The following is an 11,239-nucleotide window of genomic DNA, read 5'->3' on the forward strand; positions in this document are numbered from 1 at the left end:
GCCTGTGACACCCACTGCTCAAATTATTTTCGTAGAATTATCACTCATATTAGGAAGATTGGCATCCAGTTCCCACCCTGGAGGTGGAAGACCGGGACCCGTCACCCGTTTATCGATCGTGTTATTATCCAACTGAATTTCGCACGATGTATTGTTTACATAAAGACCATCAGACTCCTGAAACGTGCTATTTGAAGTATTCATAGTACTAAACCCTGGGATCTGGGATGAGTGGTTTGTGACATTCTCAATTGAACCGACAACTTCATACCCGGTTGTGAGACCCATGCTTGCAATCACAAGGAGACTGATACACACCAGAGAGTAGCGGATTGAATCCATCACAACTTCATTAGTCTCAAATAATATGAATGTACTGCAAACAAAAATCCAGAGGATATTTACCCCTCATCAAAAATTACCTTCCTGAACATCATATTGGGAACCAAAATCTCAAACCGTGCACCAGACCCGGGTTTTCCGACCTCCCGTATCAAAAGCCCGGTGATAGCCAGTATCTCACGTGAAAGAAAGAGACCCATCCCCTTTTGTTCACCATACCACTGTTCAAAGATCTTCTCTTTTAGATCAGTTTCAATTCCCACCCCATTGTCCTCAAATGCCAATATACACCCTTCGGGACCGATCTCATAACTCAGTCTGACGAGAGTTGCAGAGTGGGCATACTTCACCACGTTCTCAGCGAGGATGTAAAAAACCATCTCAAGGAGAGGATCAGTATAGATTTCAAGACCGTTCACCTGAATCTCACGATTGTATTGTGAAAAATCAAGATGAGAGATAGCATAGAGAAAAGTCTGGGATACCTGGTGCCAGACAGGGGGTTTGATGCCCATATCCTGGTACATCTTCGCAAAGTTCAGAGACCGGAGGATCTTGTCAACTGCTTTTCGCTCATTCTCCAGATAATATGCCTGCTTTGAATCAGTAACCAGTTCCTGATGCAGATCCAGAAAACCAGTCAGCGAAAAGACATAGTTCTGAATATCGCTAAAAACAACCTGGTTCAGCAGGTTTAATTTCTTTCGTGCATAATGGAGCGAATATTCAGCATTCTTCCGTTCGGTTATATCACGTACTGAAGCAAATATGCGATTGCCGGAAGAGATGGAAGACCATTCAAGGGATCGGTATGATCCATCCCTGTGTCTGTATCGGTTAACAAAGCTGGTTATCCTTCCTGAAACTGCTCTTTTTCCCATATCACTGGTTCGTTCCAGATCATCAGGATGAACATAATCCAAGTAATTATGAGAGAGAATATCCCCAAGCGGGTATCCAAGATCAGATTCCCATGCAGGGTTTAACCTGATAAACTTTCCATCCCTAGAGAGAATGCAGAGAAGATCAAGAGTTAGGGAAAAGAACTGGTCAAGTTCATCAGTTCGCTCCCGTACCATCTGTTCAAGATTCTTCTGATACTGTTTCAGTTCCTCTTCATTCCTCTTTCGCTCCTGAATCTGTTCTTCAAGCAGAACATTTTGTGTCTTCATCTGCTTCTGAAGCTGATGAAGAGATAGATGAGTATGAACCCGGGCCAGAATTTCTTCAGACTGGAACGGTTTTGTGATAAAGTCCACACCCCCAACATCAAACCCTTTTACTCTATCAGCAGGCTCTTCAAGGGAACTTATAAAGATGACCGGAATCGAAGTTGTCTTTGGGTTATTCTTCAGTTGTCTGCAGACCTCATACCCATCAAGATCAGGCATAATCACATCAAGAAGAATAAGATCAGGTATCTCAACATCAACAGATCGAAGAGCGAGTCTGCCACTTGGAGCCGGCCTGACAAGATATCCCGGTTTTGACAGGATATCGGTCAGAAGTTTCAGGCTGCCCGGGGAGTCATCAACAACCAGGATCTGGGCCGGACCGCAAGGTTCAGACTGATTCATTATATCTCTCCAGTTTTTCTGTTGCATCAAGCCAGTGGATAAGCCGGTCAAAATCAAGAGTATCAGCAAGACCCATTATGATCCTGCCAACATCAGGAAACTCATCTCTTATCTGCCTGGCAACCATGGCGATCTCCACCCGGTCAAGTCGTATTACTGCATTTGAGAGTGCTGAACGCAATGAAGAGGGAATCTCAAGAAGCATTTCAGCATTGAGTTCAGTTTTAACTCCCGGAATCTTATCAGGACTCTCGGGGAAGAGATCATATTCAACCCCAAGATGCGTTGCTATCATCTCGAATATCTCCTCTTCAAGAAAGGGTTTACTGACAAAATCATCAAATCCTGTGTCCAGGATCTTCTTTCTATCTTCTTCAAAGACCGAGGCAGTCAGCGCAACAATCACCAGATCTTTGCATTCAGGAAGCAATCGGATCTGCCTGGTCGCCTCAAGACCATCCATTTCAGGCATTCTGATATCCATCCAGATAAAATCAGGATGCCACTTTTCAGTTTCACAGATGGCCTGTCTTCCGTTTGTTGCAGTCCGGACAGTAAAACCAGTCTGTTTAAGCAGTGTCTCAAGAAAGGTCCGGTTCTCTTCATTGTCCTCAACGATCAGAACTTTTGGAGGCAGAACATCGGACTTGAGCCTGAGCACGATACCCTGCTTCTCCAGGTCACTGGGAGCAGGAGCTTGAGCAATCATGACAGGCAGAGAAAAGGAAAAGATACTTCCTTTATCAGGATGGCTGACAACAGAAATATCTCCACCCATAAGCCTGATATATTCCCTGCTGATGGCAAGGCCTAGACCGGTTCCACTCTTTGACATTTTTCCGCTTGTTGTCTGCTCAAAATATCTGAACAGGAGATCATGCTCATCATCCGCAATTCCTATTCCGGTATCCTCAATAGAGATGTTGAGCAAAGCAGCAGTATCTTCTCTTTTATTAACTTCAAGTCTGACACGGACACCACCATGTTCAGTAAATTTCACTGCATTACCAAGGAGATTTATCAGAACCTGCCTGATTTTACTTTCATCGGCATAGACATACCGGGGTATGGTATCTAGTCCAATAACCTGAAGATACAAACCTTTTGAATTAGTTCTGACCCTGAACATGTTCTCCATGTCCCTGATAAGTTCATGAAGATCAAACGAGGTCTCTTCCAGAGTGACACGCCGTGCCTCTATCTTTGATATCTCAAGTACCTCATTGATCAATGCAAGCAGATGGGTACCGCTCCGGTTGATGATCTGTATGTACTCCCGCTGTTCCGGGTTGAGAGAGGAATCCCGCTGCATGAGCTGGGAAAATCCAAGAATTGCGTTCATCGGAGTTCTGAGCTCATGACTCATGTTGGCAAGAAACTCACTCTTCGCCCTGTTTGCAGCCTCTGCCCTCTCCTTTGCTACGGCGAGTTCAGCGGTTCTCGCTATAACTTTCTGTTCAAGTGAGTCATGGGCCTCCTTCAAAAGACGTTCAGCCTCCTGGATTCTCTTTTGAGTCAGCCCCATCTCACCGAGCATCTCAGTTACTTTTCGAAGAAATGCAAGATTCTGATTCACCTGATCAGTTGTCAGAATCGGAACATCCTCAACTGCCTTCAGGTATTCCTCTTCTGAAAACCCAAATTCGCGTGCCATTCCCCGGAAGAACTCCAGGTCAGGAGGCTCAAGGAAAAATTGTCCGATAAAGATGTTAGCCAGATGTTTGCCGTCAATGATAATAGGGGTTGCAACGTCCACGAGCCCGTTATGACATTTGTACATATAGGATGGATTTGCCTCTTGCATGTGCCCGAGAACCTGTATGTCACTCTCCAGGCACCGTTTCAGGGTCACTGGATGAACACGGTGAAACTTGGTACAGAGATCCACCCAACCATTTCCTGTGAGAATAACCGAGTTGTTGTCTATGACGCCGGTTGCAAATCTACTGACTGAATAGAGATGATCCATCAGGCCCTGTAGTTCGTCAATGTTGATCAGATCACTGAGTTGATAGTCCATTTGATAAAACCGGGCCTGTATTTCCTGCTAACCGTATGACCGAGAGTAATTCATATCCACAGAAGGCAGGATATGAGTCAATGAAGAGAATGAGGAGCATCTTGCTATTTAAGGTATTGTAAATGTATAACAGAAGATAAAGAGGGGGGTTCAAGCCACATCTTCTGGTTACAGCGATCCTGATTACCCATGGCTTTTGGAGATTGGGGCAGGAGGAGTTGCAGTAAGCCAGGGCCTCACAGAATCTTTGTCAGGATACCAGTGAGGAACAAACCAGAGCGAGTAAAACCGTGCTGCAGGGAATCGGTAGTATCCATCCTGATTGTGGTCAGTAACATCATATGGATCAGCAAATATGATCACATCATCAACAACTGTATCAGTCCCCATGGTGTCGTACCCCGTGACCACCATCCAGTGTCCTCCCCAGTCAGCCCAAGCCACGAGTGTGGGCACACCTGCTTTGAGATTGTTCTGAAGCAGGGCAAGATCACCATCACCATCGGTTGTACTGGAATGGACTGTCCATCCCCGGTCTGTAAATAATTTAGCCATCTGAACAACATTGGCCCCGTACACCGGTACAGTTCCCATCTCTTCAGCCATGCTCATCTCGTCACCGGTACTGCCATAATAGAGGAGATTATCTAAAGCAGCAGCAGAGCCACACGTAATCTCGGTAGATTGCTGCACTGAAGGTACCTTAATTAACGTAAGATTCTCATCAGACGATGCATTGATTGAAAACGGAGTATACCATTCTGAATCGGGATGATCCCCAAGTCCTTTGTATGCAGCTGCCCCACCCATGAGATCACTGATGTTCAGAGAATATGCCTGAACTGTCCCCACACCAGCACACAATAGGATGAGAAAGAAAAGAGTCCGGGTTTTTAGCATGTATTTACCATTGTTCACCTGGCTAATAATCATACAGGTACCTGGATGAGAAACCATTATGGTATCATACAGAGGTGACTAGTTCATGCTGATCCGTACTGCTCAACATATTTTGCATGCTCAGGAGACGATGGAAGGAGCAGGAGTCAGGCTTCACCGGGCATTTGGATATCACCAGATTCCTATGTTTGACCCCTTCCTGATGCTCGATGATTTCAGAGGTGATAATCCTGATGACTATATCAGAGGATTTCCCTGGCATCCTCACCGGGGGATTGAAACCGTCACGTACATGCTTGAAGGGATGGTTGAACATGGTGATAGCATGGGCAATGCCGGAACCATCGGAGCAGGTGCAGTCCAGTGGATGACAGCTGGGTCAGGTATTATTCATCAGGAGATGCCAAAACCTGTAAACGGGAAGATGGGAGGGTTTCAACTCTGGGTAAACCTTCCAAGGTCAGAGAAACTCATACATCCCAGGTACCAGGAGATAGTTGCAGAGGAGATTCCATTGATCTCACCTGAACAGGGAGTTTCCATTAGAGTGATAGCAGGATCATATGGTGGAATAAAAGGACCCATAAAGGATATTGTTGCAGATCCCGATTATCTTGATATATCACTTCAAGATGGGAGAACATTCCTGCACCAGGTTCCACGTGGGTACACAGTCTTCTGTTACATGTTTGCAGGAACAGGAACCTGCGGACCAGGTGGACAGGTACTCAAAAACAGGGATCTGGTCTTGTTCGGCGAGGGCGATCATGTACAGTTCAAGGCAGTAAACGGACCGTTCCGCCTGCTCCTTCTCTCTGGAAAACCCATAAAAGAACCAATTGCATGGGGAGGTCCGATTGTGATGAACACACAGGAGGAACTAGAGCAGGCCTTCAGAGAGTACGAAGACGGTACATTCATAAAAACCTAAAGTGCCCATTGAGGCTGGACATGAACTGAGTTCGGAATTTATGCAAACCACCAGTCATTATTATTAACCATCCTGCCGACCTCCTTTTCATGTCGGTGTCAGAGTTCATTCCCATCATTTTTATTGCCATCACCATAATCGGGGCTCTCGTTCAGATATCACGGGAACGACCACGGGCTGATAATGCCCGGAGAGCTGAAATTTTTTTAAACTGGGCTTTTTTGGTAATCATAGGTATCGGAGGAATCTGGGCATTTATTGGTCATACCCTCTTTGCAGACCTCGTGGCACAGAGTATCGGATGGCCTGTCGGAAACCCATTTCAGCAGGAGGTCGCCCTTGCGAACCTGGCTATTGGAGTGCTTGGAATCCTCGCTCTCCTAATCCCGGGAACATTCAGGATAGCACCCCTGATAGCATATGCCATTTTCATGATGGGAGCAGGGATAGGCCATATCTGGCAGATCATATCGAGTCAGAACCTCTCGGAAAACAACGCAGGCCTTGTACTCTGGCTTGACCTTTGCATGCCGGTGATATTCATCGGCCTTTATCTACTCTCCGAATGGTTGCAAAAACACAAGACACAGCCCTCTTTGCGCAGATGACGGGCAGAGAGAACCCGGGACCGCATCCGGGTGATAGAAAAGTCAGGCAAATATTGCCAGGACAAACCGGACTGGCATAATTTTTACCCGGAGACATTGACTCTTATTACTGCTCCAAATACCATACCGGGAACGAAAATCCCCTATGACCACAAAATTCCACTCACTCACCCAATTCTCCCTTCCCACTCTCACTGACCTCATCTTCTTCCTCGGCCCCTGTATCATGCTTGCCGTTTCTATCAGCGGCAGGGGATTTCCTGAGGCAGTAAATGCTGGAACCCTCACAGGATTTTCATTTCTCTGGCTTGCTATCCTGGTTCTCATTTATAAATATGTCCTTGTCGAGGGACTGGCCAGGTATACACTTGCCAAGGGTGAACACATCTTTGATGGTATGCACGGCTTTCCCGGTCCTGAAAACTGGGAAGTCTTCTTCATGGTCCTGATTTATGTGCTCGAGATGATCGGATATGGCGGTCTTGCCCTCTTTTCAGCACAGTTTCTTCAGGAACTCATACCAATCAGTTGCTCACGCGAGATACTCGCCACAATAACCCTGTTTATCATCCTGCCGCTCTTGATCAAAAAGAATTTCACACTTTTTGAGAAACTTGTCCTCTTCTTTGCTGCAGTGATGATCGGCGGGGTTATCTATACATTTCTTGGAATCACTATCCCATTCGAGGCCATGGCTGCCGGACTCATTCCATCAGCCTCCCGTGGGCAGGTTACCGAGATAATCCCGATTATGGGTGCAGTTGGTTCGGGTCTGAACCTTCTCATCTTCTCAATATGGCTCAGGGAAAAGATCGGTCTTCGCCACGGTGCTTCATTTTATGCAGAACAGATACGAAATGTCAGGATTACCCAGGGAATTGCATTTCTCATCACCGGACTGATGACCCTTGCCTTCTTCACAATGGGGTATTACACAAAAGGAGCACAAGACCTCTTTGCAGGTGCGGTTGCCGGACTCAACACACTTCCATACGGGGCAGTGATATTCTTCTTTACCGGGTATGTCATCCTCTTTGGTGTGCTCATAACCGGGGCAGACGGGCGGGCACGTGCAGTCGCTTCGATCCTCTGTTCAACAGGCGTTTCGGGATGGAATGAAAAACGAACCTATCAGATTATCATCACTGGGTTCATCGGGCTTATGCTCTTTATAGTCTGGTCAGGAAATCCCAAGACTCTTCTCAGTTACACTTCTGCGTTCGGTGCATTCATGTTTGCATTCACGGGGATCATGATGCTGTACCTGGACGCACATCTGCCCCGGTATGCACGTGGATCACGCCTCTGGTTTGTTATCATGACTGCAGGCACCTTTGCCTACCTGCTCATGGCTCTCTTTAGAGAAGAGGTTTTTTACGATGTCGGCCTTCCACTCGTGCAAAACCTGCTCGGACTTCTCATACTCCTCTACCTCGTCATCAGGTCAGGAGTGATTACCCCGGTACTTGACCATAAACCTGGGAGGGGAGACCTCCTGCTTTTCATATGTATCTTCTCTATCCTCGGGATATACGGAACCAGGTCAAGTATCCTGATAGACACTCTCCCTATCAGTTTTGGCACTCTTATCCCGATCATTGCAGCTTTCCTTGGCGGTCCAATCGCAGGGATCATTGTCGGAGCAGTTTCAGGAATCGGTGGATATGGATCCCCTGGTTTTGAAACACTTCCCTGGTATGCTGAGGTTATCCCTCCACTCGCAGCCGGTTGTCTTGCTGGGTTAGTATCCAGGTATCGGGATGCATTTGCATCACGCAGGACACTTATCCTCGGATTAATCACCGGATTTACAGGACTCATTCAGGTTATACTGGTCTGGGCTGTCAAACCAGCGGTAACAGGAGATGCTATTGATGAACTCCACCAGATCACTATCCCAACCCTGGGAACATTGGTGATTGGCCTTGTAATCGTGCTATACCTGATCGAAGAAGAGAAGAAGACTAGAAGAACAAAAACACATCCAGAGCCAGTTGCTCATCCTTTCCCGGTGGGTATCAGACAATCTTTGTCACAAGCATGGGAATCAGGAATGCTCCTAAAGCAGGGAGCAGTAATCCTAATCATCGGGTTTGCCCTGATAGGGGTGCTCTTTTCCAGCCAGATAAGTGAGACCGGCGTTCCCCTCCTGAACAGGATTGCAGTCCTTGGTGCTATCATTTTTCTGCTTACAAGGTCGCGAACATTTCAGGATATCCTCATCAGTGCTACTACCATAACCGAGCGGATTTGGCTGACTGTCATCTTCGGGCTCTTCTCTGCATACGGGTATATGGAGTTCATTTCTCCATGGGGAATCACAATCCAGTTCCCTGATCTGGGTCCTGCTATCGCCGGTATCCTGGGCGGTCCCTTCATCGGAGCAGCTGCAGGAGTCCTGGGAGGTGGATATGCACTCGTTACAGGTGGGCCTGATATGGCTGCCAGTGCTCTGATCACTATCATTTCAGGTGTACTTGCCGGCCTTTTCGCCCTTTTGTGGCGGCGGAATCTTACATACCAGCGGGTTATCTTCATCGGCCTTCTCATCGGCTCGCTCAGATTCCTCCTCCTCTTTGTAACCGGTGAGATAACCAATGAACTAGTCCCGGGTACATTTCTTCTTAATGTTCTGTTTCCAGTCTCCGGACTGATACTCTTTCAGTTTATCATCAGGGAAGAGACGATTTCATTCCTCTCAATAAGTCGAACCGGAAACGCTGCAGAGGATCGTATCCAGGAAAAGAAACTTGCCATCCTCTCGAGTGAGACAATGGAACGCCTGAGCGGCCTGTTCACCATTATCTCGGGCAGACTCCTCTCACTAGAGTTCATCATGAGCCAGATCGGTGAAGAAGAGATCGCCCGAAAGGTACGGACCCTTATCAGCACTGATCTCATCGATGATCTTCTCGAAGACTTTAGCCAGTTCTCAAATCTTCACAAGGAAGGAACCCGTGACGATCTTGAACTTGCACTCAAAGCAGGGCAGATAACACGAAAATTAGATAGGATTATCAAAAGAGAAGGGCTGGACCGTATTATTCACCCATCACTGATCAGACGTGCTGACCGGCTGTACCAGGATTATCTCGCACTCCTTGAAGGAGAGGAACCGGTCCCGAGAGAAGACCATGTCGAACTTTCAGGTTTTATCAGGTCTATCCTTGACGATCTGACCAACCAGCAGGTCACTGACGAAGAGTTTCTTGAGGCCAGTGATGATCCGGAGCTGTACATCAGGCTGCTTGTAACCCGCCTTGCCCATATTCCCATATTTGAAACCGTTTCAATCTCATTTGATCAAAATGAAAATATTCCAGTGGTCTGTATAGCCAGGGATCGATTCGAGGACTTCCTCATATCACTTCTTGAGAACCTTGGAGTTGCAGGAGCTGAGAGCATCAGACTATCATGCCAAAAGCAAGAGACAGATCTCCTGCTCACACTTGACTGCCTGGGATCAGGGCCGGGATGGCCACCAGCCCAGGAAAGCCTGGTATCCTTCTTTGAAGAGTGCCGGATCAGCGGGGGAAAAATCAGTCAGACCCACAGCGAGAGTAATCTTCTGATCCACATCAGTCTGACACCCTGGCAGGGCTGAATTCAGATCTTATCAACCCCGCCAGATCTGAAGAATATCACTATATAGGTGATCAACAGAACTGGATATCCATGGGAGTGAAGATGCAGCGGATAGCCGTTGTTACATCAGGAGGCGACGCTCCCGGGATGAATGCCTGTATCAGGGCAGTATACCGGGCAGGTGTTTACGCAGGTGTGGAGATATACGGAATCCGGCGTGGATACACTGGCATGATCGACGGAGATATCTACAAGATTCAGCGTCATGACGTGGGAAATATCATTCACCAGGGAGGTACTATTCTCGGAACCTCCCGAAGCGATGAATTTAGAACACCTGAAGGCAGGCAGAAAGCTGCGGATCAACTATTTGAGAAAGGGATCGACGGTCTGATACTGATCGGCGGGGACGGATCATTCAAAGGGGGTAACTATCTTTCTGAGGAGACAGGAATCCCGATCATCGCAATTCCCGGAACCATCGATAACGATATTGCAGGTACCGACTTTTCTATCGGGTTTGACACTGCCGTAAATATCGCTCTAGAATCTATCGACAGGATTCGTGACACCGCAATCTCCCACGGTCGTCTCTTCTTTGTCGAGGTGATGGGACATACAAGCAGTTTCATCGCTCTTGAGGCGGGAATTGCAGGAGGGGCTGCATACCTGGTCCTTCATGACGGTCATCAGGAAGTGGAAGAACTCTGCTTACATCTGGAATCCCTCTTCACAAAAGGAAAACACCATGCCATCGTCGTGGTAGCTGAAGGAGATCATCCAGGATGCAGCTTCGGGATCTCAAAGCAGGTGTCAGCCAGGATAAAGATGGAATCGCGGGTCTGTGTACTTGGTCATACCCAGCGAGGGGGCAGCCCGACATCACGTGATCGAGTGCTTGCTGCAAAGCTCGGCGTATCAGCAGTAAACGCCCTCCTTAACGGTCAGGGAGGTGTGATGGTGGGTGAGATTAAGAGAGAAGTTGTGTTCCAGCCGTTCAGCGATGTAATTGGGAAACAACAAACAACAGATCCACGAATGGCTGTTCTCTCTCGGATTCTTACAGGGTTCTAATTCCTCTCATTTCTCTATTCCTTGAATTAACCATCAGGTTCCATTCTGAAGAGGGATATCCCGGTTTTGGGCCAGGAATATAAACAGATAAATCTATTTTAACAAGCCTGGAGAGTTCAGTCTAAAAGATGAGCCATTCATGAGGAGAACATTGTCCGTTGTCCTGATATTGGGTTCGCCCAAAAATGTATAAATATGTCCA

General features: G+C 47.2%; 8 protein-coding genes. 4 read left to right on the top strand and 4 right to left on the bottom strand.

The window, feature by feature from the left end:
- Window positions 1-18: 18 nt before the first annotated feature.
- From VN429_RS05410 to VN429_RS05425, 4 genes are all read right to left on the bottom strand, one after another.
- Window positions 19-342 carry a hypothetical protein gene (locus VN429_RS05410; RefSeq protein WP_325630645.1) on the bottom strand — a complete coding sequence of 108 codons (324 nt, stop codon included), beginning with the start codon at window positions 340-342 and terminating at the stop codon, window positions 19-21.
- Between the two features lie 59 nt (window positions 343-401).
- A complete protein-coding gene (locus VN429_RS05415; RefSeq protein WP_325630647.1) occupies window positions 402-1,919 on the bottom strand; it encodes a response regulator in 1,518 nt (505 codons plus the stop codon).
- The gene (locus tag VN429_RS05420; RefSeq protein WP_325630649.1) at window positions 1,906-3,939 is read right to left on the bottom strand and encodes a PocR ligand-binding domain-containing protein; all 2,034 of its coding nucleotides are present in this window, start codon (window positions 3,937-3,939) and stop codon (window positions 1,906-1,908) included. The genes VN429_RS05415 and VN429_RS05420 overlap by 14 nt, the downstream gene beginning before the upstream one ends.
- Before the next feature lie 183 nt (window positions 3,940-4,122).
- Window positions 4,123-4,872, bottom strand: coding sequence for a C39 family peptidase (locus tag VN429_RS05425; protein WP_325630651.1), 750 nt, complete (start codon window positions 4,870-4,872; stop codon window positions 4,123-4,125).
- Between the two features lie 52 nt (window positions 4,873-4,924).
- On the opposite strand from VN429_RS05425, the gene VN429_RS05430 reads away from it, so the two are divergent.
- From VN429_RS05430 to pfkA, 4 genes are all read left to right on the top strand, one after another.
- Entirely contained in the window at window positions 4,925-5,770 is an 846-nt protein-coding gene (locus VN429_RS05430; RefSeq protein ID WP_325630654.1) for a pirin family protein, read from the top strand.
- An 89-nt stretch (window positions 5,771-5,859) separates the two neighbouring features.
- Window positions 5,860-6,378: a DUF6790 family protein gene (locus VN429_RS05435; RefSeq protein WP_325630657.1), complete on the top strand. Its 519-nt coding sequence runs from the start codon at window positions 5,860-5,862 to the stop codon at window positions 6,376-6,378.
- A gap of 145 nt (window positions 6,379-6,523) precedes the next feature.
- Window positions 6,524-9,982, top strand: a complete 3,459-nt coding sequence (locus tag VN429_RS05440) for a LytS/YhcK type 5TM receptor domain-containing protein (RefSeq protein ID WP_325630659.1) — start codon at window positions 6,524-6,526, stop codon at window positions 9,980-9,982.
- 71 nt (window positions 9,983-10,053) lie between these two features.
- Window positions 10,054-11,037, top strand: coding sequence for a 6-phosphofructokinase (pfkA, locus tag VN429_RS05445; protein ID WP_325630661.1), 984 nt, complete (start codon window positions 10,054-10,056; stop codon window positions 11,035-11,037).
- Window positions 11,038-11,239 lie beyond the last annotated feature (202 nt).

The sequence above is a fragment of the Methanospirillum sp. genome, from assembly GCF_035560735.1.
Taxonomy (GTDB): domain Archaea; phylum Halobacteriota; class Methanomicrobia; order Methanomicrobiales; family Methanospirillaceae; genus Methanospirillum.